Source organism: Xanthomonas sp. NCPPB 1128 (assembly GCF_001043115.1).
Classification (GTDB): domain Bacteria; phylum Pseudomonadota; class Gammaproteobacteria; order Xanthomonadales; family Xanthomonadaceae; genus Xanthomonas_A.
In genome coordinates this window covers 217,934-244,348 of record NZ_LFME01000002.1, presented here as the reverse complement: position 1 = coordinate 244,348, position 26,415 = coordinate 217,934, and the positions used below count along the sequence as shown (strand labels likewise).

General features: G+C 69.5%; 30 protein-coding genes and 2 tRNA genes. 16 read left to right on the top strand and 16 right to left on the bottom strand.

Going from position 1 to position 26,415, the window contains the following annotated elements; genetic code table 11:
• Positions 1-2 precede the first annotated feature (2 nt).
• The 6 genes from ACP93_RS03180 (at position 3) to ACP93_RS03155 (ending at position 3,969) form a co-directional block, all read left to right on the top strand.
• Positions 3-1,925, top strand: a complete 1,923-nt coding sequence (locus ACP93_RS03180) for an MFS transporter (RefSeq protein ID WP_048489320.1) — start codon at positions 3-5, stop codon at positions 1,923-1,925.
• A gap of 94 nt (positions 1,926-2,019) precedes the next feature.
• Positions 2,020-2,319: a CD225/dispanin family protein gene (locus ACP93_RS03175; protein WP_048489319.1), complete on the top strand. Its 300-nt coding sequence runs from the start codon at positions 2,020-2,022 to the stop codon at positions 2,317-2,319.
• A gap of 49 nt (positions 2,320-2,368) precedes the next feature.
• On the top strand, positions 2,369-2,650 hold the full coding sequence (locus ACP93_RS03170; protein WP_048489318.1) for a CD225/dispanin family protein: 282 nt from the start codon (positions 2,369-2,371) through the stop codon (positions 2,648-2,650).
• 56 nt (positions 2,651-2,706) lie between these two features.
• Positions 2,707-3,129: a DUF2752 domain-containing protein gene (locus ACP93_RS03165; RefSeq protein ID WP_048489317.1), complete on the top strand. Its 423-nt coding sequence runs from the start codon at positions 2,707-2,709 to the stop codon at positions 3,127-3,129.
• Between the two features lie 76 nt (positions 3,130-3,205).
• Positions 3,206-3,556, top strand: coding sequence for a CD225/dispanin family protein (locus ACP93_RS03160; RefSeq protein ID WP_048489316.1), 351 nt, complete (start codon positions 3,206-3,208; stop codon positions 3,554-3,556).
• Positions 3,557-3,561: 5 nt separating this feature from the next.
• A complete protein-coding gene (locus tag ACP93_RS03155; RefSeq protein ID WP_048489315.1) occupies positions 3,562-3,969 on the top strand; it encodes a DUF2752 domain-containing protein in 408 nt (135 codons plus the stop codon).
• Between the two features lie 216 nt (positions 3,970-4,185).
• On the opposite strand, the gene ACP93_RS03150 is transcribed toward ACP93_RS03155, so the two are convergent.
• Genes ACP93_RS03150 through ACP93_RS03130 form a run of 5 tightly spaced genes read right to left on the bottom strand, consistent with a single transcriptional unit; the run spans position 4,186 to position 7,725 of the window.
• Positions 4,186-5,082, bottom strand: a complete 897-nt coding sequence (locus ACP93_RS03150) for a membrane protein (protein WP_048489314.1) — start codon at positions 5,080-5,082, stop codon at positions 4,186-4,188.
• 52 nt (positions 5,083-5,134) lie between these two features.
• Entirely contained in the window at positions 5,135-6,064 is a 930-nt protein-coding gene (gene nudC, locus ACP93_RS03145; protein ID WP_048489313.1) for an NAD(+) diphosphatase, read from the bottom strand.
• Positions 6,065-6,112: 48 nt separating this feature from the next.
• Positions 6,113-6,499, bottom strand: a complete 387-nt coding sequence (erpA, locus tag ACP93_RS03140; protein WP_017908990.1) for an iron-sulfur cluster insertion protein ErpA — start codon at positions 6,497-6,499, stop codon at positions 6,113-6,115.
• A 31-nt stretch (positions 6,500-6,530) separates the two neighbouring features.
• Positions 6,531-6,980 (bottom strand): bactofilin family protein, encoded by a 450-nt coding sequence (locus tag ACP93_RS03135; RefSeq protein WP_048489312.1) that lies wholly within the window; start codon positions 6,978-6,980, stop codon positions 6,531-6,533.
• Between the two features lie 7 nt (positions 6,981-6,987).
• Positions 6,988-7,725: a DUF6776 family protein gene (locus ACP93_RS03130; protein ID WP_048489311.1), complete on the bottom strand. Its 738-nt coding sequence runs from the start codon at positions 7,723-7,725 to the stop codon at positions 6,988-6,990.
• 186 nt (positions 7,726-7,911) lie between these two features.
• On the opposite strand from ACP93_RS03130, the gene ACP93_RS03125 reads away from it, so the two are divergent.
• Genes ACP93_RS03125 through ACP93_RS03115 form a run of 3 tightly spaced genes read left to right on the top strand, consistent with a single transcriptional unit; the run spans position 7,912 to position 13,228 of the window.
• Positions 7,912-8,541 (top strand): DUF4126 domain-containing protein, encoded by a 630-nt coding sequence (locus ACP93_RS03125; RefSeq protein WP_048489310.1) that lies wholly within the window; start codon positions 7,912-7,914, stop codon positions 8,539-8,541.
• Positions 8,542-8,582: 41 nt separating this feature from the next.
• A complete protein-coding gene (locus tag ACP93_RS03120) occupies positions 8,583-10,520 on the top strand; it encodes an EAL domain-containing protein (protein WP_048489309.1) in 1,938 nt (645 codons plus the stop codon).
• Between the two features lie 2 nt (positions 10,521-10,522).
• Positions 10,523-13,228, top strand: coding sequence for a hybrid sensor histidine kinase/response regulator (locus ACP93_RS03115; protein WP_228135939.1), 2,706 nt, complete (start codon positions 10,523-10,525; stop codon positions 13,226-13,228).
• Between the two features lie 917 nt (positions 13,229-14,145).
• Here the strand turns inward: ACP93_RS03115 and bfr are convergent.
• From bfr to ACP93_RS03100, 3 genes are all read right to left on the bottom strand, one after another.
• Positions 14,146-14,616 (bottom strand): bacterioferritin, encoded by a 471-nt coding sequence (bfr, locus tag ACP93_RS03110; RefSeq protein ID WP_048489308.1) that lies wholly within the window; start codon positions 14,614-14,616, stop codon positions 14,146-14,148.
• A gap of 103 nt (positions 14,617-14,719) precedes the next feature.
• Positions 14,720-14,932, bottom strand: coding sequence for a (2Fe-2S)-binding protein (locus ACP93_RS03105; RefSeq protein ID WP_048489307.1), 213 nt, complete (start codon positions 14,930-14,932; stop codon positions 14,720-14,722).
• A 79-nt stretch (positions 14,933-15,011) separates the two neighbouring features.
• Positions 15,012-15,623, bottom strand: a complete 612-nt coding sequence (locus tag ACP93_RS03100; protein ID WP_048489306.1) for an RNA pyrophosphohydrolase — start codon at positions 15,621-15,623, stop codon at positions 15,012-15,014.
• Positions 15,624-15,743: 120 nt separating this feature from the next.
• On the opposite strand from ACP93_RS03100, the gene ACP93_RS03095 reads away from it, so the two are divergent.
• Positions 15,744-15,820: transfer RNA gene (locus ACP93_RS03095), tRNA-Met, on the top strand.
• Between the two features lie 41 nt (positions 15,821-15,861).
• Positions 15,862-15,936: transfer RNA gene (locus ACP93_RS03090), tRNA-Gln, on the top strand.
• Positions 15,937-16,378: 442 nt separating this feature from the next.
• On the opposite strand, the gene rpsI is transcribed toward ACP93_RS03090, so the two are convergent.
• Both rpsI and rplM read right to left on the bottom strand, forming a co-directional pair.
• The gene (gene rpsI, locus ACP93_RS03085; protein WP_048489305.1) at positions 16,379-16,771 is read right to left on the bottom strand and encodes a 30S ribosomal protein S9; all 393 of its coding nucleotides are present in this window, start codon (positions 16,769-16,771) and stop codon (positions 16,379-16,381) included.
• Positions 16,772-16,773: 2 nt separating this feature from the next.
• Complete coding sequence (gene rplM / locus ACP93_RS03080; protein WP_010341420.1) at positions 16,774-17,202, bottom strand: 50S ribosomal protein L13; 429 nt, start codon at positions 17,200-17,202, stop codon at positions 16,774-16,776.
• 216 nt (positions 17,203-17,418) lie between these two features.
• On the opposite strand from rplM, the gene coq7 reads away from it, so the two are divergent.
• Positions 17,419-18,063: a 2-polyprenyl-3-methyl-6-methoxy-1,4-benzoquinone monooxygenase gene (gene coq7, locus ACP93_RS03075; protein ID WP_048489304.1), complete on the top strand. Its 645-nt coding sequence runs from the start codon at positions 17,419-17,421 to the stop codon at positions 18,061-18,063.
• 228 nt (positions 18,064-18,291) lie between these two features.
• The gene (locus ACP93_RS03070) at positions 18,292-18,756 is read left to right on the top strand and encodes a hypothetical protein (protein WP_048489303.1); all 465 of its coding nucleotides are present in this window, start codon (positions 18,292-18,294) and stop codon (positions 18,754-18,756) included.
• A 19-nt stretch (positions 18,757-18,775) separates the two neighbouring features.
• On the opposite strand, the gene sugE is transcribed toward ACP93_RS03070, so the two are convergent.
• The gene (sugE, locus tag ACP93_RS03065) at positions 18,776-19,093 is read right to left on the bottom strand and encodes a DMT family transporter (protein ID WP_048489302.1); all 318 of its coding nucleotides are present in this window, start codon (positions 19,091-19,093) and stop codon (positions 18,776-18,778) included.
• Between the two features lie 118 nt (positions 19,094-19,211).
• Positions 19,212-20,006 (bottom strand): adenosylmethionine decarboxylase, encoded by a 795-nt coding sequence (gene speD / locus ACP93_RS03060; RefSeq protein ID WP_017910332.1) that lies wholly within the window; start codon positions 20,004-20,006, stop codon positions 19,212-19,214.
• 143 nt (positions 20,007-20,149) lie between these two features.
• Here speD and crp point away from each other — a divergent pair, with 143 nt between their 5' ends.
• The 3 genes from crp (at position 20,150) to ACP93_RS03045 (ending at position 22,831) form a co-directional block, all read left to right on the top strand.
• The gene (gene crp, locus ACP93_RS03055; RefSeq protein WP_010341415.1) at positions 20,150-20,839 is read left to right on the top strand and encodes a cAMP-activated global transcriptional regulator CRP; all 690 of its coding nucleotides are present in this window, start codon (positions 20,150-20,152) and stop codon (positions 20,837-20,839) included.
• Positions 20,840-20,866: 27 nt separating this feature from the next.
• Positions 20,867-21,625: a sulfite exporter TauE/SafE family protein gene (locus tag ACP93_RS03050; RefSeq protein WP_048489301.1), complete on the top strand. Its 759-nt coding sequence runs from the start codon at positions 20,867-20,869 to the stop codon at positions 21,623-21,625.
• 192 nt (positions 21,626-21,817) lie between these two features.
• A complete protein-coding gene (locus ACP93_RS03045; RefSeq protein WP_048489300.1) occupies positions 21,818-22,831 on the top strand; it encodes a glycoside hydrolase family 5 protein in 1,014 nt (337 codons plus the stop codon).
• A gap of 92 nt (positions 22,832-22,923) precedes the next feature.
• Here ACP93_RS03045 and ACP93_RS03040 read toward each other — a convergent pair whose 3' ends face one another.
• The 4 genes from ACP93_RS03040 to ACP93_RS03025 form a co-directional block, all read right to left on the bottom strand.
• Positions 22,924-23,661 (bottom strand): haloacid dehalogenase-like hydrolase, encoded by a 738-nt coding sequence (locus ACP93_RS03040; RefSeq protein WP_048489299.1) that lies wholly within the window; start codon positions 23,659-23,661, stop codon positions 22,924-22,926.
• A complete protein-coding gene (gene trpC / locus ACP93_RS03035) occupies positions 23,658-24,455 on the bottom strand; it encodes an indole-3-glycerol phosphate synthase TrpC (RefSeq protein ID WP_048489298.1) in 798 nt (265 codons plus the stop codon). The genes ACP93_RS03040 and trpC overlap by 4 nt, the downstream gene beginning before the upstream one ends.
• A gap of 162 nt (positions 24,456-24,617) precedes the next feature.
• The gene (trpD, locus tag ACP93_RS03030; RefSeq protein ID WP_048489297.1) at positions 24,618-25,697 is read right to left on the bottom strand and encodes an anthranilate phosphoribosyltransferase; all 1,080 of its coding nucleotides are present in this window, start codon (positions 25,695-25,697) and stop codon (positions 24,618-24,620) included.
• Between the two features lie 52 nt (positions 25,698-25,749).
• Complete coding sequence (locus ACP93_RS03025) at positions 25,750-26,388, bottom strand: flavin reductase family protein (RefSeq protein ID WP_048489296.1); 639 nt, start codon at positions 26,386-26,388, stop codon at positions 25,750-25,752.
• Between the last annotated feature and the right edge of the window lie 27 nt (positions 26,389-26,415).

Sequence of the window (26,415 nt, the reverse complement as noted above, 5' to 3'; positions counted from 1 at the left end):
GCATGTCCGCCCACAGCCAGTTCGCCCTGCTGCGGCAACGCCGCTTTCTGCCGTTCTTCGTGGTCCAGGCGCTGGGCGCCTTCAACGACAACGTGTACCGGCAGGCGATCATCGGCCTGCTGTTCTATCTGGGTGTGACCCCGGAGCAGCGCACGCTCTACACCAACCTGGCGCCGGCGCTGTTCATCCTGCCGTACTTCCTGTTCTCCTCGCTGGCCGGGCAGATCGCCGAGAAGCTGGAGAAGTCGCGGCTGGTGGTCATCACCACCACGATGGAGATCGGCATCATGTCGCTGGCCGCGGTCGGCTTCCTGACCGAGAACATGGCGCTGCTGCTGGTGGCGCTGTTCTGCACCGGCCTGCAATCGACGCTGTTCGGCCCGGTGAAGTATTCGATCCTGCCCTCGGTGCTCAAGCCGGAGGAACTGACCGGCGGCAACGGCCTGGTCGAGATGGGCACCTCGATCTCGATCCTGTGCGGCATGATCCTGGGCGGGCTGATCTTCCAGATCGCCGGCAGCCACGGGCCGGTGGCCGCGGCCACCGCGGTGGTCGCGCTGGCGGTCACCGGCAACCTGATGGCGCGTTGCATCCCCAAGGTCGACGCCGGCGCGCCGGACCTGAAGATCAACTGGAACCCGCTGCCGGAATCGCTGGCGATCATGCGCCTGACCCGGCGCCAGCTGGCGGTGCGCAACGCCGTGCTCGGCGTGTCCTGGTTCTGGTTCGTCGGCACCGTGCTCACCGCGCAGTTGCCGACCTACGCCGAACTCAACCTGGGCGGCGCGCAGGACCTGTACATCTTCGCCCTGGCGCTGTTCTCGATCGGCACCGGCACCGGCTCGCTGCTGTGCGAGAAGCTGTCCGGGCGCACCGTGGAAATCGGCCTGGTGCCGCTGGGCGCGTTCGGCATCAGCGCCTTCATGCTCGACCTGTACTTCGCCCGGCCCGGCGCCGCGCTGCAGACCGGCCTTGGCATCGGCCAGTTCGTGCACCAGGCCGGCAGTTGGCGGATCATGCTCGACCTGGTCGGCATCGGTCTGTGCACCGGCCTGTTCGTGGTGCCGCTGTTCGCGCTGATCCAGAGCCGCACGCCGAAGGCGGAGCTGTCGCGCGTCATCGCCGGGCTCAACATCCAGAACTCGCTGTTCATCGTGCTGGCGGCGATGATCGGCATCGCCCTGCAGATGCAGCAGTTGCACTTGTTCGGCGTGCGCATCCCGATGCCGGGGCTGAGCATTCCGCAGGTGTTCCTGGCGCTGGCCATCGCCAACGCGGTGGTGGCGATCTGGATCTTCAGCATCGTCCCCGAATTCCTGATGCGCTTCCTCAGCTGGGTGATGGTGCGCACCCTGTACCGGCTGCGCCTGCACGGGATCGAACGCCATGTGCCCGAGGAGGGCGCGGCGCTGATCGTGTGCAACCACGTCAGCTACATGGACGCGCTGGTGCTGGCCGCGGCGATCCCGCGGCCGGTGCGCTTCGTCATGTACTACCGCATCTTCAACATCCCGGTGATGCGCTGGATCTTCCGCACCGCCAAGGCGATTCCGATCGCCGGCGCGCGCGAGGACCCCGAGCTGATGCAGCGCGCGTTCGACGCCATCGACGCCGCGCTGGCCGAGGGCGAGCTGGTGTGCATCTTCCCCGAGGGCGCGCTGACCAAGGACGGCGAGATCGCCGCGTTCAAGTCCGGCGTGGAGAAGATCCTGGCCCGCCGCGCGGTGCCGGTGGTGCCGATGGCCTTGCGCAACATGTGGACCAGCATGTGGAGCAAGCGGGATTCACGGCTGCGGCGCATGCGCGTGCCGCGACGCTTCCGCGCGCATGTCGAGGTGATCGCCGACGCGCCGGTTCCCGGCGCGCAGGCCACCGCCGAAATCCTGGAAGCGCAGGTGCGGCGGCTGCGCGGCGACGCCGCCTGAGCGCGGCGCAGGTGCCGCAGGCGCGCGCTTGGGGTAAATTAGGCGCAGGGGAGACGCCACAAGCGGTGGCGTCCATGGCGAAGGACCGAACACAGTGAACCAGGTCGTACCACCACCAGCGCCCAACGCGACGGGCGTCTATGTGCCCAACAACCTGGTCTGGGCGATCCTGTCCACGCTGTTCTGCTGCCTGCCGCTGGGCATCGTCTCCATCGTCTACGCCTCGCAGGTGGATGGCCGCCGCGCCGCCGGCGACATCGCGGGCGCGCGCGAGGCCTCGCGCAAGGCCGGCCTGTGGGCGATGTGGTCCGCGTTCGCACTGCCGATCCTGATGGCCCTGTGGTTCCTGCTGTTCGGCGGCCTGGCCTTCCTCGGCAGCCTGACCAGCCACTGACCACCCTGGGCGTTTCCCGTTTCACCACCCAACCACCGGAGCAACACGGATGAATACCACCGCACCGCAAGTGTCCAACAACCTCGTCTGGGCGATCCTGACCACGCTGTTCTGCTGCCTGCCGCTGGGCATCGTGTCCATCGTCTATGCCGCGCAGGTCAACACCAAGCTCGCCGCGGGCGACGTGACCGGCGCGCGCGATTCGGCGGACAAGGCCAAGAAGTGGGCGATCTACTCGGCGGTCACCTCGGTGGTGCTGATCGTGCTGTACCTGATCTTCATCTTCGCCCTTGGCGGCCTGGGCATGATGCAGCAATCGTCCATGTCCTGAGCACTGCGGCCGCCGTCGCCTGCGACGGCGGCCGGCCACATGCGATCCCCCCTGTCATGTCCCTGCCGCGCCTGCAGTCCCTGCCCCGCTGGCTGCCGTTGGCCGCACTGAGCGGCGCCGCGGTCATCGCCACCGTGGTGCTGCGCCGGATCGATCCCAATGTCCCGGGCAATCCGCTGCCGGGCTGCCCGTTCCGCGCCCTCACCGGCTTGTACTGCCCCGGCTGCGGCAGCACCCGCTGCCTGCACGCGCTGGTGCATCTGGACCTGGCCCACGCCTGGACCAGCAATCCGCTGCTGGTCGTCGCATTGCCGCTGCTGGCGATCATGGCGCTCAACGCCGCCGGCCTGCGCATGCGCCCGCTGGGGCCGCTGCTGAAGATCCTCGCCGACCCGCGATTGTGGCTATGGGTGCTGCTCGGCTATGCGCTGCTGCGCAATCTGCCCTGGTACCCCTTCACCCTGCTCGCGCCGCACTGACGGCCCGCCACACCCGCACCGCAGCGACTCGTCTAGACTCATCGACTGCCGTGCACCACCCATCAAGGAGATCCACATGAGTACCGTCAGCCCCGTCGCGCCCCCGCCGCCTCCCGCCTCCGGCGTCCCCGGCCCGGTCCCCAATCACCTGGCCTGGGCGATCATCTCGACCGTGCTCGGCTTCTGCCTGTGCTGCCCGGCGCTGATCACCGGCATCGTCGCCATCGTGTTCTCCAGCAAGGTCAACGGCCTGCTCAACCAAGGCGACCTGGAGGGCGCGCGCCGTGCCTCCAACACCGCCAAGACCTGGTGCTGGGTGACCACCGCGCTGGCCATCATCGGCCTGCTGATCAACATCGGCATGCTCGCCACCGGCGGCATGCAGGGCTACATGGACTACATGCAGCAGATCCAGCACGCGAGCTGATCGGCATGCGCGCCTGGCAACAACGGGCGTGCCTGGGCGCCGCCGCCGCACTCGCGGCCGGCGGCGCCACGCTGTTGTACCGCTTCGATCCCAACGCCGCGAACAACCCGTTCGCGCCGTGCATGTTCCATGCGCTCACCGGCTACTACTGCCCGGGCTGCGGCATGACCCGTGCGCTGCATGCGCTGGTGCACCTGGACCCGGCCGGCGCCTTCGCGATGAATCCCGGCGCGATGCTCGGCCTGGCCCTGCTGCCGGGCCTGATCGCCTGGAAGGCCGGCTGGCGCACGGCCTGGTTCGCGCCGGTGATCAACGTGGTCTCGCGGCCGAATTTCTGGCTGGTCGCGCTGCCGGGCTACTGGATCGCACGCAACCTGCCGTGGTTCCCCTTCACCCTGCTGGCGCCGCACTAGCCGGCCTGCCGCATCCGCCTCGTCGCAGACTCGCACCTCCCAACACGGCGGATGGGCACCTCTCATCACTTCGGAACGCGTCCTGTAGGAGCGGCTTCAGCCGCGAGGGACGTTCCCGACAAGCCTAAGCCCGTCGCCGCTGAAGCCGCGCCTACGCGACAACCTCATGCGTGGCAGACGCAGGGTGTCAGAGGTGCCCTGATGTCGAGCGCGGCCTCAGCTGACCCAGCCGGCGATCACCAGCAGCGCCAGCAACACCAGCCACAGCAGCAACACCCGCCAGACCTGGCTCATCGCATCGCGCAGTTCGGGCAGGCGCCGCAACGCCGGCACCACCATGCCCGCATCGCTGTAGTCGTGCGCCTCGGCATCGAGTTCGCCGCGCACGCTGGCGCAGGCCACCGGCCCGAGGAAGCCGGTGTCCAGTTGCCAGCGCTTGCTGCCGGCGGCGCGCCAGGCGCCGAACACCGCCTCGAAATTGCCGACCAGGGCCAACGAGAAGGTCATCAGGTGCGCCACCGGCCATTCCAGCGCCACCAGCAGCGCGCGCGCGCCGGCGGCGGTCGCCGGCGGCAGCCGCGAGGCATAGGGGCCGACCGCGGCCAGCGCCAGCAGCCGATAGCCCAGCGCGCCGAACGGCCCCAGCAGCAGGAACCAGAACAGCACCGCGAACCAGCGCCGCAGCGCGCTGACCGCCACCGCCTCGACCAGCCCGGCCGGATCCTCACGCAGCGGCCCGCCATCGGCCTGCAACTGTGCCACCGCCAGTTGCCGGGCCGCGGCATCGTCGGCGTCGATGATGGCCTCCACGTCGGTGTCCAGGTCGCGCGGGCCCCAGCTGAAGGCCAGCACCGCGTTGCCGAACAGCAGAGCCAGCAGGCCCAGATGCGGTGCCGCCAACAGCCACTGCAGCAAGCCGACCAACAACAGCGGCGGCAGCAGCGCCAGCGCGATGCCGTAGCGGCCGCGCCAGGCGCTGCCCTCGCCGGCATGCGTGTCCAGCCAGCTCAGCCAATCGCCGAACGCATCGAAGCGGCGCAACGAGGCAACCATGCCCGGCGCGACATGGCCCAGCACCAGGGCGACGATCACAGCGACGAGGGTCGTGAACATGCAGGTCCTCCGGGACCGTTCTGAAGCGGATGCGCGCAACGCGCCGGCGTGGTCAGGGCGGCGCGCCGTGCCGGTACCAGTCCTCGATCAGCGCGCGGGCGATGGAGATGCGTGGCGGCAGGCGCAGGCCATGGCCGTCGTCGGCGCTGTCGCCGTGCGCCGCCAGGCGCTCCAGCGCGGCACCGACGTCCTCGCGCTCGAACCAGCGCGCGTCTTCCAGCTCACCGTCCACCTGCGGCGTGTCCGCCTCCGCCTGCGCACGGAAGCCGAGCATCAGCGCGCCGGGAAACGGCCACGGCTGCGCCCCGTAGTAGCGGCAGCTGCCGGGTCGCACCCGCACCTGGGTCTCTTCGGCCACCTCTCGCGCCACCGTCTGTTCCAGCGATTCGCCCGGCTCGACGAAGCCGGCGATCACCGAGTAGCGCCGCGCCGGCCAGCTCGCCTGGCGCCCCAGCAGCAGGCGCCGGCCATCGCTGACCGCGACGATCACCGCCGGATCCACCCGGGGGTAGTGTTCGCTGGCGCACTGCGTGCACACACCAAGGAAGCCGCCGCGCTGCAACACGATGGTGCCGCCGCATACGCCGCAGAAGCGGGTGCGCGACTGCCAATGCAGCATCGCGCGCGCGTAGGCGAACAGGCCGGCCTCCAGCGCCGGCCACTCGGCCGCGGCGCGGCGCAGGTCGATGCGCTGCGGTGGCGGCGCCAGCTGCGGCACCGCGTCGGCGGCCAGCGCGAACCAGGCCTGGCCGTGGTCCAGGCCGAGGAAGAGCGCCTGCTCGCCCAGCGCGCCCAGCGCGGCGGCGCTGGCGATCAGCGGGCGTCCGTCGGCATCGGCATGCGCGTGGCCATCGGCGTCCAGCACCAGCACCCGGGCCTGTTCCCGGGCCTGGCGCAGCGCGGCCGGATCGTTGCGCACGGCATCGGCGCGGTCGATCGCGGGACCGGCGAAGGCGAAGGAGTCAGGCGTCGGATCGGACATGCGCCGCAGGGTGCAGGCAAACCATGCGTCCCGCAAGCCGCAGCGTGTCTACACGCTGAAGCTGCTGCCGCACCCGCAGGTGGTCTTGGCGTTGGGATTGCGGATCACGAACTGCGCCCCGTGCAGGCCTTCGCTGTAATCCACTTCCGCACCCATCAGGTATTGCAGGCTGAGCGGGTCGACCAGCAGGGTGACCTGGTCGGTCTGCACCGCCAGGTCGTCCTCGGCACGGTTCTCGTCGAACTCGAAGCCGTACTGGAAGCCGGAACAGCCGCCGCCCTGGATGTACACGCGCAACGCCAGCGCGTCGTTGCCTTCCTCGCGGATCAACTCGCGCACCTTGGCCGCAGCGGCCGCGGTGAAGTTCAACGGCCGGTCCAGGGACTGGTAGTCGGGCGTGGGCGCGGCGCCCGGCAGGGAGACGAGAGTGCTCATGGCGGGAGAATGGGGACGGCGGACGGCCGAATCAAGCCTCGGCGGTGAGCGCGCGCGGCGGCTCGGCGTCGCCGGCGGCCTCGCGGTGCGCTTCCGGCGGCGCCAGCGCGACCAGGCTGCCGGCGTGGATCAGGCGCCCGGTCAGCTGCGCGCCGGCGTTCATCTCCACCACCTGGTAGTGCACGTTGCCCTGTACCCGCGCCTTCGATGCCAGCTCCACGCGCTCGGCGGCGTGCACGTCGCCGATCAGCTGGCCGTTGATGATCACCACCGGCGCGCGCACCTCGCCCTCGATGCTGCCGTGCTCGGACAGGGTCAGCGTGGCCGGCGCGCCGTCCTCGGCGATGACCTTGCCGAGGATGCGCCCTTCCACGTAGAGCCCGCCGCTGAACACCAGGTCGCCGCGGATCACCACCTGCGCGCCGATCAGCGTATCGACCACGGTCTGGCCGCTGTTGCGGCTGTTCTTGTTCCCAAACATAGGCTGATTATTCCCCTTTGCCGTTACCGGCCAATGTCCAATCGAAGGTCTGGCTGACCGGCGCCCCGCCGCCGCTCAATGCCACCCGCACCCGTTGCGGAGTGAAGCCCTTGGGCAGGATCACGCTGCCATCCAGTTGCTGGAAGTAGCGGAACGAGTAGTCCTGCCCGGGCACACCGGTCTTCTGGTGCAATTCGTCCCAGCCGACGCTGGTCAGCTTGCCGCCGCGCACGCCCTCCACGGTAAGCCGCAACTGCCCCTGGCTGATCGCGCCGCGGTTGAGGTTCTGGGTCAGCACCACGTTGTAGCGCCAGGTGCCGCCGGCCTCGGCGGAGAACTCCACCGAATGCACGCTCAGGCCCTTGCGCTGGCTGGTCGCGCCGACCAGCCGCTCGTAGAACGCCACGTCCGCGCGCAGCCCGGCGATCTCCTCGTCGCGCTCGGCCAGCGAACTCTGCACCTCGTTGTTGGCGGCACGGCTGATCTGGTCGGAGCGGGCCAGGGTGGCCTGGCGCTGGTTGAGCGTCTCGATCTGCCGCTGCTGCGCCTGCAGGTTGCGTTCGGCCTCGCGCAACTGCGCGCTGACCGCACTGAGCCGCGGCGCGGCCTGGCGACTGGCCAGCCACCAGGTCAGCGCCAGCGACAGCAGCCACAACCCGGCCAGCAGCAGCCACAGCCGGCGGCCGGGGCGCGGGCCCCCGCCGCCATTGGGCACGATCTGGAAACGGGGAACGGGTCGGTTCATGCGCGCTGCCGCGCCACCGAGGCGGCGCCGGCGTCGATCCTCACGGGTCGGCCTGCTGGGTCACCTAGTGTAAGCCACGCTCCTGAGCGGCGCCGGACTGCGCGGCCGACCGCCGCCGCGGGCTGGCCTTCGTGGCGGGCTTGGCCGATAGTGGCCGGCATCCGTGCAGTTGCAGGAGCGCCTGCCATGACCGACGCCCATCTCTTCGTAATCGGCATCCTGCTGGCCTGGCTGGCCGGCATCCGCGTCTACCTGACCGTGTTCGGCATCGGCCTGGCCGGGCTGCTCGGCTGGCTGGAGCTGCCGCCGGCGCTGCAGGCGACGCAGTCGTGGTGGGTGCTGGGCACCTCCGGCGCGCTGGCGCTGGCCGAGTTCTTCGCCGACAAGATCCCCGGCGTGGACTCGGTGTGGGACCTGCTGCAGACCCTGACCCGGATTCCCGCAGGCGCCTTCCTGGCCGCGGCCACGCTCTCGCCCGATGGCCAGCTAAGCGCCGGCGCGCTGGCCACCGGGGCCGGCGTGGCCCTGACCAGCCACGCGCTCAAGGCCGGCACCCGCGCCCTGCTCAACACCTCGCCGGAGCCGGCCAGCAACTGGATCGCCTCGCTGGCCGAGGATTCGGTGGTGATCGCCGCGCTGGCCCTGGCGCTCGCGCACCCGTGGCTGGCGTTGGCGGTGGTGCTGGCGGCGAGCGCGCTCGGCGCGCTGCTGGTGTGGTGGACGTGGCGCCTGCTGTGGCGGGGCATGCGCCGCCTGCTGGCCGCGCCGACAACGCCGGCCGGCAAACCCACGCAGCCCGGCGCCCTGCCATCGTGAACTTCATCGCATAATTGGACGCGCCCCAGGAACCAGACGCGATGCCCGCCAACGACACCGCTCCGCTTTCCCATCGCGAGGACCCGCGCGCGCGCCATGTGCGCGCCGAGATCCCGCCGCCGCACTACTGGCGCCGCTGGGTCGGCGACGCTGCGCGCGCGACGCCCGCCGATGCCGCCGCTGCTGCCGGCATCGCCGATCTTGCGCCCACCGAAGGGACGGCCGCGGCCATGCCGCTGGCCGGCAGCGAACACGACGACGGTCCGGCCGACGCCAATGCGACCGCCTTCGTGGTCGCCGACGCCACCGCCGATTCCACCGCACAGGCTGCAGCCGCGCCCTATCGCGTGCTGATCGTCGAGGACGACCGCGCGCAGGCGCTGTTCGCGCAGAGCGTGCTGCATGGCGCCGGCATGCACGCGCAGGTGCAGATGCAGGCCGAAGGCGTGCAGCAGGCCATCGTCGACTATCGGCCGGACCTGATCCTGATGGACCTGCACATGCCGGGACTGGACGGCATGCGCCTGACCGCGCTGATCCGCCAGCAGCCGCAGCACCAGTTGCTGCCGATCGTGTTCCTGTCCGGCGACGCGGATCCGGAACTGGAGTACGAAGTGCTCGACAGCGGCGCCGACGACTTCCTGACCAAGCCGATCCGGCCGCGGCACCTGATCGCCGCGGTGTCCAACCGTATCCGCCGCGCCCGCCAGCAGGCCCAGCAGGGCCACGCCGAGGCGGTGCCGCTGAACAACCCCGAAACCGGTCTGCCGACCCGCGCCCATGTGCTGCAGCTGCTGGACACGACGCTGCGTGCACGCCGCCCCGGCAGCCTGTACTTCGTCGAGATCGCCAGCGCGCTCGGCCTGCGCGAACGCTACGGCTACGCCGCGTTCGAGCGGCTGATGGTGCAGGCCGGGCGCCGCCTGGCCGGCGTCACCGCGCCGCAGCCGCTGGCGCGGCTCAACGACAACAGCTTCCTGCTGCTGGCCGAGCAGGATGCCGATGCCGACGCGCAGCGGCAACGCGCGCAGAGCCTGCGCGACACCTTGTCCGGCCACGCCTTCCCGCTGCGCGAGGACGAGGCACTGCACCTGCGCTGCGCGGTCGGCTACGCCGATTTCGGCCATGGGTTCGAGGACGCCGGCAGCGCGCTGGAAGCGGTCGAACGCACCGCGCTGCAGGCACGGCTGCACCCGCAGGGCATCGCTGCCTACGTGCCACCGCGCGCGGACGAGGACCTGCAGCGCATCGCGATGCTGGAAGGTCAACTGGAACCGGCCTACCAGCCGATCGTCGCCGTCGCCGGCGGCGACATCGCCCAGTACCAGGTGCTGCTACGCCTGCGCCAGCGCGACGGCAGCCTGCTCTCGGCCGGCCAGGTGCTGCCGGCCGCCGAAGCCGGCGGACGCATCGCCGATCTCGACCAGCAGGTGCTGGACCACGCATTGGGCCTGCTGCATCTGTACCAGCACGCCACCCCGCCGCTGCGCCTGTTCGTCTCGCAGTCCTCGCGTACGCTGGCGCGCACCGCCTTCGCCGAGTGGCTGATCGACACCATCGGCCGCCGCGGCGTCACCGGCACCTCGCTGGTGATCGACCTGCGCCTGGACGATGCACTGGTCCACACCGCCACGCTGCAGCAGTTCTGCGCGCGGCTGATGCCGTTGGGCGTGCAGTTCTGCATCAGCCAGTTCGAACCGGGTGCCGAGGCCGAGGCCTTGCTCGCGCATCTGCCGCTGGGCTATCTGCGCCTGTCGGCGCGCTTCGCCGGCGCACATGCCGATCCCGAATTGCGCGACCAACTGCGTGCCACCATCGATCTGGCGCATCGCGCCGGCCTGCTGATCATCGGCCAGCAGATCGAACAGGCGCAGGCCGCGGCCGCGATGTGGATGGGCGGGGTCGATTTCATCCAGGGCAACCTGGTGCAGTCGGTCGGCGACCAGTTGAACTTCGACTTCCAGAACGCGGTGCTCTAGCCATGTCCGTCCGTCGACGCCGGCCCCTTCCGTGGCCGGCGGCCTTCGCCGCGGTGCTCGCCGTCGCCGGCACCCTGCTGGCGCTGCCGCCGCTGGCGCTGCCCTTGCCGGCGCCGTGGCACTGGCTGGCACCGCTCTGCATGGCCGCCGCCGCGGCCCTGGCCACCCTCGCCGGCTGCCGCGCGCGGCAGCAGATCGAACGCCTGGATGCGGCGCTGGCGCGGGCCGCGCTGGCCGAGTCCGAACGCAACGCCCTGCAGCACGACGTGCACGCGCGCGAGCGGCTGGAGCAGGAACTGTTGCAGGCCAAGCAGGCCGCCGAGGCTGCCACCCAGGCGGCCGAAGCCGCGGTGCTGGCCAAGGGCGAGTTCCTGGCGACGATGAGCCACGAGATCCGCACCCCGCTCAACGGCATCATCCCGATGCTGGAGTTGATCGGGCGCGGCCCGCTCGGCCTGGACCAGCGCGAGATGCTGCGCGCGGCCAGCACCTCCTCGCTGCAGTTGCTGCGCATCGTCGACGACATCCTGGATTACTCCAAGCTGGAAGCGAACCGGCTGGAGCTGGAGATCACCACCTTCAACCTGCGCGAACTGCTCGACGGCGTGCTGGAACTGATGCAGCGCGCGGCCGAGGCCAAGGGCCTGCGCATGGCGCTGCAGCTGGACCCGGCGGTGCGCCTGCCGGTGCGCGGCGATCCGGTGCGCCTGCGCCAGGTGCTGAGCAACCTGCTCGGCAACGCGGTCAAGTTCACCGCGCGCGGCGGCATCGACCTGGGCGTGCGCCGGCTCGGCGAAACCCCGGCACAGCACCTGCTGCGCTTCGAGGTACGCGACACCGGCATCGGCATCAGCGCCGAACGCCAGGAACACCTGTTCCAGGCCTTCACCCAGGCCGACGCCTCCACCACCCGCCTGTACGGCGGCACCGGGCTGGGCCTGACCATCTGCAAGCGCATCGTCGAACTGATGGGCGGGCGCATCGGCGTCACGTCGCGGCAGGGCCAGGGGGCCACGTTCTGGTTCGAGATCCCGCTGCTGAAGGTGATCGGCGACCTGCCGCAAAGTCCGGGCGGGCTGCCGCGGCTGCATGCGCTGCTGGTCGGCGCCGACCAGCGCCTGCAGCAGCGCCTGAGCGTGCTGCTGCCGAACTGGGGCGTGCAGGTGAGCAAGGTCGACTCGACCCAGGAGGCGCTGGAGCGGCTGCGCGGCAACGGCAGCAGCAGCAGTGGCGTACGTCCGGCATACGACCTGGTGATCGGCGACCTGGACGGGCTGCGGCAGAGCGCACGTGCGCTGCAGCGCGCGGTGGCGCGGCTGCCGACACCACAGACCACGCGGCTGATCTGGCTGTACGGCGAGGCCGACATTCCCGAGGAGATCCGCGCGCACGGCGCGCTGCTGTCGCGACAGGCCGCCGACATCGACCTGCGCAGCATGCTGGCGCTGTCGCCGGCGACCCCGAGCCTGGCCAACGAGACCGTGGGCGCCACCGACAACGACGCCGATACGTTCTACCACGACGCCTTCGCGACGAACGCCGTGGACACCCCCACGCCGGCCCGCGCCGCAGCGCCCGCTCTCGCCGTGGCCGACGCCCCGCCGCCCCGCAGCGGCTGCCGGCTGCTGCTGGTCGAGGACAATCCGGTCAACCTGATGGTGGCGCGGCGCCTGCTGGAATCGCTCGGCCACCACGCCGACAGTGTCGAGGACGGTGCCGCCGCACTGGCGCAGTTGTTGCGGCAGCCGTACGACCTGGTGATGATGGACTGCCAGATGCCGGTGCTGGACGGCTACGCCGCCACCCGGCAGTGGCGCCAGCGCGAGGCCGAGGCGGCGCGCCCGCGCCTGCCGATCGTGGCGATGACCGCCAACGCGATGGCCGGCGACCGCCAACGCTGCCTCGATGCCGGCATGGACGATTACCTGTCCAAGCCGATCGACCGCACACGGCTGGAAGCTTGCCTGCAGCGCTGGCTGCCGCTGCAGCCGGCAGCCATGCCGGCCTGCGCGACGTTCGCGCCGGAGCCGGCAGCCGCGGACGCATCCGCGGCCATCGCGAGCGGGCCAGCGGCAGATGCGCGCGCCGACGCGATGCAGGTCAAACCGCAGGACGCCCGCCACGCCGCCATGCACACGACGGACACCGCCACGGCGTCCAGCACCACCGCAACGTCGACCGCCTCGATGCCATCGCCCGATCACGCCACGCTCGAAGTCCCCCCGGCAGCGCCTGGGCTGGAACAGGATGTGGAATCGCGCGGCGCCATCACGACATCGATGCCGCCGCTCGCCGCGACGGAGGCAGACGATCCGGAACCGCCATCGGCAGTGCCGGCGCCGGTGCTGGAGATCGCCGTGCTCGACGAGTTGCGCGAGGTCATCGGCTCGGCCAGCGTGGCGCAGATCGTCGAGCTGTTCCTGGCCGATGCGCCGTTGCTGATCCAGCGCCTGGAGGAGTCCGCGGCGACGGCGCAGAGCGACGCACTGCGCGAGGCCGCGCACACGCTGAAATCCTCGGCCGCCAATCTCGGCGCACTGGCGCTGTCGGCGGCGGCGCTGCGCATCGAGTCGGGTGTGCGCACCGGCACCCTGGATCGGCCCGTGGTCGCGGTCGCCCTGGTGATCGCCGAGTTCGCGCGCGCGCGCCTGGCGCTGAGCGGCTACCGCGCCAGCGTGCGCGACACCACCGAACCCGCTGCGCCGTAGCGCGCGATCTTGCGCTGCGCCACGACTGTAGGCGAAACGATCGCCCGCAGGACTTGGCCAAGCGCATCGCCCAAAGCGCAGACGCTCGCCTGCTGCTTTTTTCTCGTAGGAGCGGCTTCAGCCGCGACGGGCTTTACCGTTGACGCTTGTCGCGACCAACCATCGTCTGCCGAACGCCGCCACCGCGCCGCATCTCTACCGCATCTCTACAATGGGCAGATGCACTCCCGTCTGTTGTTCTTGCAGGAGCGGCTTCAGCCGCGACAGACGTTACCGGTAAAGCCCGTCGCGGCTGAAGCCGCTCCTACAGTAAGGGCGCGGGGAGTGAGTGCATGGGCGTCGCGATGCACCTCCATGGCCTTTGCCGCGTCGCGTGCTCCGCCTGCGATGACGCACGGAGGATGCCGCGAGATTCAGCAGCAACGTGTTGCGGTTGCTGCGCACATGAAACTCTCGCCGCGCGCCATGCGGCCGCGGTCGCCGCCGCCGCCATGCGTGCAGGAGCGGCGTCAGCTGCGACCGACCGCCATCAATGCGTCGCGGCTGCAGCCGCTCCCACAGAAGAGCGACGTCGTGCGATGCCGATGCCATGTCGGCCATGGATTCGCGCAGGAGCGGCATGTGCCGCTGTTCGGGATCAGCGGCGACTTTCGGCCTGCAAACGCGTCGCGGCGGAAGCCGTTCCAACAAATCGGCAACGCCACACGATGCGGATGCGGATGCCATGTCGTCACCATGGATTCGCGCAGAAGCAGCATGTGCCGATGCGCGGGATCAGCGGCGACCTTCCGCCAGCCACGCGTCGCGGCTGAAGCCGCTTCTATACGTGCATGGCAACGCCATCCCGGGGTGCAGAGCGAACAGCATCCAGCGCGGCGCGGACACAGGCCAGCGCCGCGGCGTCATGCGCCGACGATTCAATCCTCGAGCTTGGTCAGCAGGTAGTTCGGCTCGCCGATGCGCTCGATCAGGTCGAGCTGGGTTTCCAGCCAGTCGATGTGCTCTTCTTCCGATTCGAGGATGTCGGCCAGCAGCTGACGGCTGACGTAGTCCTGGATCGATTCGGCATAGGCGATGCCGTCGCGCAGGGTGACGGTGCCCTCCCGCTCCAGCGCCAGGTCGCACTCGAGGATTTCCTTGGGGTTCTCGCCGATGCGCAGCTTGCCCAGCGCCTGGAAGTTCGGAAGCCCCTCGAGGAACAGGATGCGGTCCGCCAGCTTGTCGGCGTGCTTCATCTCGTCGATGGATTCCTTGTACTCGTGCTCGGCCAGTTCCTTCAGGCCCCAGTTCTTCAGCATCTTGGCGTGCAGGAAGTACTGGTTGATCGCGGTCAGCTCGTTGTAGAGGACCTTGTTGAGGAACTCGATGACCTTGCTGTCGCCCTTCATTGCATCGCTCGCGTAAGCCGGAAAGCGCAGACTCTAGCGAATCGCGCCGCGGCGTGAAGGAACGCGAATCGTGATCATCCCGCGCCGCAGCGCGGCCTCGGACTCAGGCGGCGCGGGCCAGGCTGCCCACCAGGACCGGCAACGGCAGCTCGCGGCTCAGCGCGCGCTCCAGCAGGTCGCCGGCCATGTCCAGGCAGGAGCCGCAGGTGGCGCCACAGCCCGTGCCCATGGTCAGTTCGGACACGCTGCGGCAGCCGGCTTCGGCGGCTTCGCGGATCTGGCGATCGGTGACCCCATTGCAGATGCAGACGTACACGGCGGGCTTGGCGGCAGACGGCGCGGACTGCGCCTGCCGCCATTCAAACCAAAGTGAGAATGGTTGTCAATTCCGCCCGTTAATCGTTATTAATCCGCGCCGCCCAGGGCCCACCGCGCTTGCGGGGCCGCTTGCGCGGCCGATCGTGCCCGGCGGTATTGCCCGGCAACCAGGCCTCCTGGGCCAGGGTCGGCATGGCACGGATGCCGGCGCCGGCGATGGTCTGCGCCAGCGGCGCCAGATGGCGCAGCGCCCGCGCGTAGACGCCACGCTTGAACAGGACTACGTGCTCCACCGGGTACCAGAAATCGACCCAGCGCCAGTGGTCGAACTCCGGCGTCTCGGTCAGTTCCAGGTTCAGCTGGCTTTCGTCGCACTGCATCCGCAGCAGGAACCAGACCTGCTTCTGGCCGATGCAGACCTGGCGTTCGTTGCGGCGGATGGCCCGGCTGGGCAGCCGATAGCGCAGCCAACCGGGGGTGGCGCCGAGCACTTCCACATGCTCGGGCAACAGCCCGGTTTCTTCGCGCAACTCGCGGTACATGGCCTCCACCGGGGTCTCGTCGGTGTTCATGCCGCCCTGCGGGAACTGCCAGCCGTCCCGGCGCACACGGCGTGCCCAGAACACCTGACCATCCGGCCGCATCAGCACGATGCCTACGTTCGGTCGATAGCCGTCCGGATCGATCACGATGCGGACTCCTGAAAAATCTACTGGCTCCGACTCTGCCATGGCTGCGGCCGGGCCACAAGCTGCGCAGAAACCCGTTGACAGCCGCCCGCTTCTCCATAAGAATTGGCGGTTCACCAGGGCTATGTAGCTCAGCCGGTTAGAGCACAGCACTCATAATGCTGGGGTCGGTGGTTCGAGTCCACCCATAGCCACCATGGTGTGTACGCCCAAGGCGTGCGATACTTGCAGTCCACATTGCCCCGTCGCCAAGCGGTAAGGCACCTGACTCTGACTCAGGCATTCGGTGGTTCGAATCCATCCGGGGCAGCCAAACACACAAAAAAGGCCGATCGAAAGATCGGCCTTTTTTGTGTGTTTGGCTGCGGGTTCGCGCAGGCGCGTAGCGCCTGCGCCCCACGCCTTGCTGCGCAAGGCGCGGGCCCCGGCCTTCCGCCTCCACATCCCCGCGCCTGTCGGCGCGCCCCCTTGGACTCCAAGGGGGCTTTTCACCAGACAGTTGATGCAGCTTGACGCAGTGAAGCCTCGATGGGCGAGCCGTGATCACCTGCCACGCCCGCTGAACGCCGACACTGTGTCAGGCGACGGAATCGCGAGGATCCATCGACGCTACCACTGCCCAGCTCCGCCAACCAGATGGAATGCCGGCCAGCAAGACGCGGCGCCGAACCCCCAGACGACAAAAGCCCGGCCGAAGCCGGGCTTTTGCTTGGTCCCAGCGGGTTCCCGAGGGAACCCACGCCAGGCGCGATGGATCAGCGCTTGGAGAACTGGGTGGCGCGACGGGCCTTGTGCAGACCGACCTTCTTACGCTCGACTTCGCGGGCGTCGCGGGTCATGAAGCCGGCCTTGCGCAGCTCGGTCTTCAGGGTTTCGTCGTACTCGACCAGCGCGCGGGCGATGCCCAGGCGGATCGCACCGGCCTGACCGGTGGTGCCGCCGCCGGTGGCGGTGACCAGGATGTCGAAGCTTTCGGTGTTCTTGGTCAGCTCCAGCGGCTGGCGCACGATCATGCGCGCGGTCTCGCGGCCGAAGAACTCGTCCAGCGGACGGCCGTTGACGGAGATGTTGCCGTTGCCCTTGCGCAGGAACACGCGGGCAGTGGAGGACTTGCGGCGGCCAGTGCCGTAGTTTTGCGAAATCGCCATGATTAGATATCCAGAACCTGCGGCTGCTGAGCGGCGTGCGGATGCTCCGCACCGGAATAGACCTTGAGCTTACGGTACATCGCGCGGCCCAGCGGGCCCTTGGGCAGCATGCCCTTGACCGCGATTTCGATCACGCGCTCCGGGTGGCGCTCCAGCGCCTGCTCCAGGCTCTCGGTCTTCAGGTTGCCGATGTAGCCGGTGAAGCGGTGGTACTTCTTGTCCTTGAGCTTGTTGCCGGTGACGACGATCTTCTCGGCGTTGATCACCACCAGGTAATCGCCGGTATCGACGTGCGGGGTGTAGACCGGCTTGTGCTTGCCGCGCAGGCGGCGGGCCAGTTCGGTGGAAAGCCGGCCCAGCGTTTTGCCGGCGGCGTCGACGAGATACCAGTCGCGCTGGACGGTCTCGGACTTAGCAGTGAAGGTGCTCATGATCAGACTCGGTTGGTCGGGCGGATTCCTGCGGTGAACGGCCGGAACTTTGCCACGCGTTGTGAATTGCAAAAACGCAAGAGGCGAAATTCTACGCGGCCCGGTCGCCCCGCGCAAGTCCACCCTGGCGGGCCGACACGGGATGGGCCGTGCGCTTGGCAGTGCGCCGGCCGGCGGCGAAAATCGGGGGGTCCCCACCGCTTCCGGGCTTTCCCCATGACCGCCAGTCGCCAGCATTCCCCGCTCGATCGCGCCCTGGTCGAGGCCCAGCGCGCGCTGGAGACCGTGTTCGGCGACCCGCCGGCGCAGCGTCCCTACCCTGCCGCGGCCACCGCCGATGTGGTGCTGGCGCCGGACGAGCGCCGCCATGCCGCCGGCCTGATGCGCATTAACCACGTCGGCGAGGTCTGCGCGCAGGGCCTGTACTTCGGCCAGGCCGCGGTCGCGCGGGACCCGGCCACACGTGCGCACCTGCTGGAGGCGGCGCAAGAAGAAACGGACCATCTGGCCTGGTGCGCGGCGCGGCTGCGCGAACTGGACAGCCGCCCCAGCCTGTTCAATCCGCTGTGGTACGCCGGCAGCTACGCGATCGGCACCCTGGCCGGGCTGCGCGGCGACGGCTGGAACCTTGGCTTCGTGGTCGAGACCGAGCGCCAGGTCGAGGCGCATCTGGACGAACACCTGCAGACGCTGCCGCCAGCGGACCTGCGCAGCCGCGATGTGCTGAAGGTGATGAAGGCCGACGAGGCCCGCCATGCCGAGCACGCAGAACAGGCCGGCGCGCGGCGCCTGCCGCCGCCGATCCCCACGGTCATGGCCGCGGCGTCGCGGCTGATGAAGGCCGTCGCCTATCGGCTGTAGCCGCCCGCGGGTCGGGCCGGCATCACCCCGACTGGCATTGCCGGCCGGATCGGAGTAAAGTGAACGAACGCTGACTGATTCCGCGTCGGCGCACGCCGTTCCAGCTGCGGCACCGCCAGGTGCTGCAGCCACCGATGTACCCGTGCCGAGCCACGCCTGCGTGCGCTCCGCCTGCCGACTGCCATGCCCGCATCTTCGCTCCACCTGCCATCGCCCCGGACCCGCTGGTTGTCGCGCCTGCTGTTCGCGACCCTGTTCGCGCTCGGCGGCGGCGCCCTGCTGCATCACCTGCTCGGCGACTACCGCCAGGCCAGCGCGATCCTGCGCGACCATTCGGTCGCCACCGTGCCGGTGATCGCCGACGGCGCCTTCGGCGTGCAGACCGAGCCGCTGGTGCGCTACCGCTTCCATTACGTGTTCGAGAGCAGGGGCCGCCTGCACAGCGGGGCCTTCGAAGCCAGCGGCGCCGAAGCCGCCCCGCTGTTGCTGGACGGCGCCACCGTCGAGATCGCCTACGCCAACGCCGACCCCGCGCGCTTCGGGCGCCTGGACCAGCTGCAGCACGCCGGCAACCTCGGCAGCGTGTTCACCCGCGCGATGATCGCGCTGTCGATCGCCGCCCTGCTGGCGGTGGTCGCACACCGGATGCTGATCGGCCGGGTGCTGACCCGGCGCCGCATCGCCGCCGCCTGAGTTCCCGCGCGCGCCGCGCTCAGTGCGCGACCAGCTTCAGCCCGATCACCCCGACCACGATCAGGCCGATGCAGGCCAGCCGCGCCGGCGAGGCGCTGTCGCCGAACAGGACGATACCGAGCACGGCCGTGCCCAGCGCACCGATCCCGGTCCAGATCGCATAGGCGGCGCCCAGCGGGATGTGCTTGAGCGCCTGGGTCAGCAGCCACAGGCTGATGCCTGCGCCGGCGATGGTCCCCAGGGTCGGCCACAGCCGGGTGAAGCCTTCGCTGTACTTGAGGCCGAGGGCGAAACCGATCTCGAACAGGCCGGCGAGCAACAGGTAGATCCAGGGCATTGTCTTTCTCCGTAGACAAATCCAAATGAAAACGGCCCGATGTCTGCACATCGGGCCGCCGTCGGCAGGGGTCGCAGCGCAGGCTGCGGGCGGGCCGCCCCGCCGGTGTGGAGACTGCTTACTCGGACAGGTTGCGCCCGTGGAACAGCTCCTCGATCTCGCGCTTGAGCAGCGCCTCGATGCGCATGCGCTCCTTGAACGAGAGGTTCTTGGCCTTTTCCTCGAACAGGTACTGGTCCAGGTCGAAGTCCTTCAGGTGCATCTTGGTGTGGAAGATGTTCTCCTGGTAGACGTTGACGTCGAACATCTCGTAGCGCGACTTGACGTTCTTGGCCAGGAAGTTCTGGATCGAGTTGATCTTGTGGTCGATGTAGTGCTTCTTGCCCTTCACGTCGCGGGTGAAGCCGCGCACGCGGTAGTCCATGATCACGATGTCCGATTCCAGGCTCTCGATCAGGTAATTGAGGGCCTTCAGCGGCGAAATGACGCCGCAGGTGGCGACATCGATGTCGGCGCGGAACGTGGCGATACCGTGCTGCGGATGGGTTTCCGGGTAGGTATGGACGGTGATGTGGCTCTTGTCCATGTGCGCGACCACGGCGTCGGAAATGATCTCCTTGCCCGCCGCCTTCTTGTCGATGACCGGCTCTTCGGAGATCAGGATCGTCACCGAGGCGCCCTGCGGATCGTAGTCCTGGCGCGCGATGTTGAGGATGTTGGCGCCGATGATCTCGGCCACATCGGTGAGGATCTGGGTCAGGCGATCGGCGTCGTACTGCTCGTCGATGTACTCGATGTAGCGCTGGCGCTCCTCTTCGGAGATCGCGTAGCAGACGTCGTAGATGTTGAAGCTCAACGCCTTGGTGAGGTTGTTGAAACCTTGCAGCCTCAGGCGAGGCAACGGCTTGACCACGGCGTGGATCCTCTGGAAGTGGGGGGGAAAGACACTCAATTATGAGCCAAATGGCCCGGCTGCGAAACGTGGCGTCCGTCTCTTGTTTGCCGCCGCGAACGCGTCCCGTTAAGCTTCAGGAATTACGCCGTAGCGAAGCCGCCATGAGCCCCGGAAACACATCCACTGCAGCACCTGTGCGCATCGCTCCAAGTCCTTTGACGTTGGACACCGCCACCATCGACCGCTTCCTGGCCCACAGCCACCGTCGCCGCTATCCGGCGCGGACGGACGTGTTCAGGCCCGGCGATCCGGCCGGCACCCTGTACTACGTGGTCAGTGGCTCGGTCAGCATCATCGCCGAGGAAGATGACGACCGCGAGTTGGTCCTGGGATATTTCGGCAGCGGCGAGTTCGTCGGCGAGATGGGCCTGTTCATCGAGTCCGACCAGCGCGAGGTGATCCTGCGCACCCGTACCCCGTGCGAGTTGGCCGAGATCAGCTACGAGCGCCTGCACCAGCTGTTCCTGGGCTCGCTGTCGTCCGACGCGCCGCGGGTGCTGTACGCGATCGGCGTGCAGCTGTCCAAGCGCCTGCTGGACACCTCGCGCAAGGCCAGCCGCCTGGCGTTCCTGGACGTCACCGACCGCATCGTGCGCACTTTGCACGACCTGGCCCAGGAGCCGGAGGCGATGAGCCACCCGCAGGGCATGCAGTTGCGCGTGTCGCGGCAGGAACTGGCGCGGCTGGTCGGCTGCTCGCGCGAGATGGCCGGCCGGGTGCTGAAGAAGCTGCAGGTCGACGGCATCCTGCACGCCCGCGGCAAGACCGTGGTGCTGTACGGCGCGCGCTGACCGCCATGGGTCGCTAGGCCCGGCGCGATGGTACTGAGCGAGACCTTCTACTGGTTCGTGCTGGTCGGCCTGGCCGCGCAGCTGGTGGACGGTGCGCTGGGCATGGCCTTCGGCCTGGTGTCCTCGTCGGTGTTGCTGAGCCTGGGCCTGCCGCCGGCGGTGGTCAGCGCCAGCGTGCACAGCGCCGAGGTGTTCACCACCGGTGCCTCCGGGCTGTCGCACCTGGCTTTGGGCAACGTCGAAAAGCGGTTGTTCCTGCGCCTGGCGCTGCCGGGCATGGTCGGCGGAGTCGCCGGTGCCTACGTGCTGACGCAGCTGCCGGGCGAGCTGATCCGCCCCTTCGTCTATCTGTACCTGCTGGCCCTGGCGGTGCTGATCCTGCTGCGTGCGGCCGGCCGTGCGCTGCCGCGCCGCGAGGTGCGGCGGGTGCCGCTGTTGGGCTTCGTCGCCGGCCTGCTGGACGCCAGCGGCGGTGGCGGCTGGGGACCGGTGGCGACCTCGACCCTGCTCGCCCACGGCGGTCAGGCCCGCACCACCATCGGCACGGTCAACGCCGCCGAGTTCCTGGTGACGCTGTCGATCTCGCTGACCTTCCTGCTGACCATGGGCGTGCAGCACCTGGACATCGTGCTCGGCCTATTGGTCGGCGGCATGCTCGCCGCGCCGCTGGCGGCGCTGCTGGTCAAGCGCGTGCGCGAGCGCTGGGTGCTGGTGGCGGTCGGCCTGCTGGTGCTGGGCATCAGCCTGTATCAGGTGGGTGGGGCCCTGTTTCGGTGGGTGGGCTGACGCTCGGGAGTCGGGAGTCGGGATTGGGGATTCGCAGGAGCGGTGTCGGCGGCACCTGACGCGGTGCTGGCCACGCATCAGGCGGTCAGGCTGCGTTCGCTTTTGCCGGGGCGGGCCGCGCGATGATTGCGGCCGGGATACCGCCGCCGGTGGCCGCGCGTCTCGCCCCCTCCCTCCCCCGCGAGATCCGCCATGCGTGCCATCCCATTGCTCCTGGCCCTGTTGTGTCTTGCGTTGTCTGCGCCGCGCGCGAAGGCCGACGACGCCTTCGCCCGGCTCGGGCGGGGGGTCAACATCCTCGGCTACGACCCGCTGTGGAACGACCCGGCGAAGGCGCATTTCCGCCCGCCGCTGTACCGCACGATCCGCGACGGCGGCTTCCGTACGGTGCGGGTCAACCTGCAGGCGTTCGCGCACATGGACGCGGCCAACCGGCTCGACCCGACCTGGCTGAAGACGCTGGACACGGTGGTCGACCAGGCCACCGCCGCGGGCCTGAACGTGATCCTGGACGAACACGATTTCCACCCCTGCGCCGCCGACGCGGCGGTGTGCCGGACCAAGCTGCTGGCGTTCTGGAGCCAGGTCGCCCCGCGCTATCGCCATGCGCCGCCGTCGGTGCTGTTCGAGATCCTCAACGAGCCCAATGGCCAGATGACCAGCGCGGTGTGGAACAACCTGCTGCGCGATGCGCTGCAGATCATCCGCCGCGACAACCCGACCCGCACGGTGGTGGTGGGCCCGGGCAACAGCAATTCCTTCACCGCGCTCGACAGCCTGCGCCTGCCCGACGACGACACCCACCTGCTGGTCACCGTGCACTACTACAACCCGTTCCGCTTCACCCACCAGGGCGCGCCGTGGGCGCCTGCGGACATCCGCGACCACACCGGCGTGGCCTGGGGCAGCGCGGCCGACCGCACCAAGCTATATGGGGAGTTCGACCGCATCGCGGCCTGGGCCACGGCGCACCATCGGCAGGTGCTGCTGGGCGAGTTCGGCGCATACGAGCAGGCGCCGCCGGCCGACCGCCTGGCCTGGACGGTGGCCGTGGTCAATGCCGCGGAGAAACGGCATTTCGCCTGGGCGTACTGGGAATTCGAGGGCAGCTTCGGCGCCTACGACATCGACCGCGGCCAGTGGGTCGCGCCGCTGCACCATGCGCTGGTCGGCAGCGACGGCACCTACGCCAGATCCGGCGGCTGATCGCCGCAGGGCGGGCACGGCGGCATCCGCGCGAACGGCGCTGACAAGGCGCGGGGAGACACCGCGTCCCGAATGCGCCGCAGCGCCGTGACTTACTCGGAGCCGACGGCCTCGCCGGCGCGGTCGCGGCAGCCCCAGTTGAGGATGGGCGTGCCGGTGGGCAGCAGCCGGCGGAACACCGCCACCGCGCCGTGCTTGGGATTGACCACCACCGGCGCGGCCGCGGCCTGCAGCAGCGGCAGGTCGGCGGTGCTGTCGGAATAGGCCATGGCGATCTCGCCGTAGCCCAGTTCGCGCAGCATGCGCATCTTTTCCTCGTTGTGGCAGTGGCGCGTGGCGGTGACCGCGCCCAGGCGCGGGCCGATCAGGCTGCCGACCACCGGCACGTCCTGGTGCGCGACGAAGCCGAGGATGGCGCGTGCCAGTTCCGGCGGCGCGCCGGTGGCGACCACCACGCGGTCGCCGGCGGCACGGTGCCGGGCGAACACGTCCAGCGCCTGCGGCAGCAACCGCTGGCGGATCTGCGCCTGATGCTGCAGCACGTACTGGTCGATGATGCGGTTGAACTCGCGCGCGCGGCGCAGGCCGAAACTGGCGATCCAGACGTAGCCGGAGATGCCGGTGCGCCGGGTCGGCAGCATCGCCACCAGCGGCCCCAGCAACGGCGTGGCCAGCACCGCGGCGGCCAGGCGCAGCGGATTGCGCTTGATCAGCCAGGCGAACAGATGGCTGCCGGAATCGCCGTCGTACAGGGTGTGGTCGAAATCGAACACCACCAGCGGCGCATCGGCGCGCGGCAGCGGGTGCGGACTCGGGCCCTGCCCGCTCATGCGGCGAAGAACAGCTGGCGCAGCGCCTCGCCCGGCTCCTCGGCGCGCATGAACGCCTCGCCGACCAGGAACGCGTGCACGCCGGCGCCGCGCATCAGCGCCACGTCGTCCGGGCCGAGGATGCCGCTTTCGGTGACCAGCAGGCGGTCGCGCGGCACCGCGTTCTGCATCGACAAGGTGGTCTGCAGCGACACCTCGAAGGTGCGCAGGTTGCGATTGTTGATGCCGATCAACGGCGCCGGCACCTGCAGCGCGCGCTCCAGTTCGTCGATGTCGTGCACTTCCACCAGCACGTCCATGCCCAGTTGCAGGGCAAGCGACGACAGCTCGGCCAATTGCAGGTCGTCCAGCGCGGCCACGATCAGCAGGATGCAGTCGGCGCCGAGCGCGCGCGCCTCGTACACCTGGTACGGATCGATGGTGAAATCCTTGCGCAGCACCGGCAGCGTGCAGGCATCGCGCGCCTGCTGCAGATAGCGGTCGTGGCCCTGGAAAAAGTCCTCGTCGGTCAGCACCGACAGGCAGGCGGCGCCGCCGAACTCGTAGCTGACCGCGATGTCGGCCGGATGGAAGTCCGGGCGGATCACGCCCTTGGACGGGCTGGCCTTCTTGACCTCGGCAATCACCGCCGGATCGCCGTTGGCGATGGCGGCCTGCAGCGCGCGGGCGAAGCCGCGGGTGGGCGGCATGGCCTCGGCGCGGGCGACCAGCTCGGCCAGCGGCACGCGCGCGCTGCGCTCGGCGATCTCGTCGGCCTTGCGGGCGAGGATGGTGCGGAGAATGTCGCTGCTCATGCGGTTGGGATCCTGGGGGATGGCTGGATTATCGGCGATGCGGGGTAAAGAAGGGATCGGGACCCGGGACCCGGGACCCGGGACCCGGGAAAAGCATAGGTGCGCCATCGCGATTGGCGCACAAGGCAAACGCGAGCGCAGCCAGGGTTTGCGCGCAGACCTTCAGGTTGCGGGATTTTCCGGGTCCCGGGTCCCGGGTCCCGAGTCCCGAGCCGCCACCAACCGCTGCGTACACGCCACATACGCCTCCAGCTTCGCCCGCGCGCGCCCATCGGCGATGGCCGCGCGCGCCAGGGCGATGCCGGCACCGATGTCCTCGGCCAGGCCGGCCACGTACAGTGCCGCGCCGGCGTTGAAGGCGACGATGTCCAGGGCCGGGCCGGGCACGTTGTCGAGCACGGCGCGCAGCATCGCCATCGATTCGGCGGCGTCGGCGACCTTGAGGTTGCGGCTGGCCGACATGGCGATGCCGAAATCCTCCGGATGCACCTCGTACTCGCGGACCTGGCCGTCGCGCAGTTCGCCGACCAGGGTGCCGGCGCCGAGCGAGAGCTCGTCCATGTCGTCGCGGCCCCACACCACCAGCGCGCGCTCGGCGCCCAGTTCCTGCAGCACGCGCGCCTGGATGCCGACCAGGTCGGGGTGGAACACGCCCATCAGGATGTTCGGCGCACCGGCCGGATTGGTCAGCGGGCCGAGGATGTTGAAGATGGTGCGCACGCCCATCTCGCGCCGCACCGGCGCCACCACCTTCATCGCCGGGTGGTGCACCGGCGCGTACATGAAGCCGATGCCGGTGGCCGCCAGCGCCTGCGCCACCTGTTCGGGCTGCAACTCGATCGCCGCACCCAGCGCTTCCAGCGCGTCGGCGCTGCCGGACTTGGAGGAGACGCTGCGGTTGCCGTGCTTGGCGACCTTGGCGCCGGCGGCCGCGGCCACGAACATCGCGCAGGTGGAGATGTTGAAGGTGTGCGAGCCGTCGCCGCCGGTGCCGACGATGTCGACCATGTGGGTACGGTCGGCGACCGGCACGGTGCGCGAGAACTCGCGCATCACCACCGCCGCGCCGGCGATCTCGCCGACCGTTTCCTTCTTGACCCGCAAGCCGGTGAGGATGGCTGCGGTCATCATCGGCGACACCTCCCCGCGCATGATCTGCCGCATCAGCGCGACCATCTCGTCGTGGAAGATCTCGCGGTGCTCGATGGTGCGTTGCAGGGCTTGCTGGGGGGTGATGGTCATGGAGACGATCTGCTCGTAGGCGGAAGAAAGAAAGGCGGCGCGCCGGATGCGGTCAGCGCGCCTGCGTCGGCCGCGGCATGCGCAGGCGCCCTTGCGCCAGCACCTCGAAGTAGTCGGCCGGGCCGCCGGCGCGCAGCAGGGTGGCGACCGCGGCCGGGTCGTAGATCCCGTCCTGCAGCGCGTGCTCGGCGATGTGCACGCCAACCACCTCGCCCAGCACCAGCCAGGTCTCGATCGGTTCGCCACGCGCGCTTTGCAGCGGCAGCAGCTGGCTGAGCCGGCATTCGAAGCTGACCGGGCTGGCGGCCACCCGGGGCGCACCGATCAGCCGCGACGGCGCGGCAGCCAGGCCGGCCAGGGCGAACTCGTCGACCTCCGGCGCCACCGCCGCGGAACTGGCGTTCATCGCCTCGGCCAGCGCCCGCGTGGCCAGGTTCCAGGTGAACTCGCCCGTGGCCTCGATGTTGCGCACGCTGTCCTTCCAGCCGATGCTAGCGAAGCCGACGATCGGCGGAACGTAGTTGAAGGCGTTGAAGAAGCTGTAGGGCGCCAGGTTGGCGACGCCGTCGGCGCCGCGCGAACCGATCCAGCCGATCGGCCGCGGCCCGACGATGGCGTTGAACGGGTCGTGCGGCAGCCCGTGGCCGTTGGCCGGCTCGTAGAAATGGAAGGCGTCGTTGCGATCGTGCATCAGAGCAGGGTCCGGCAGTGACGGAAG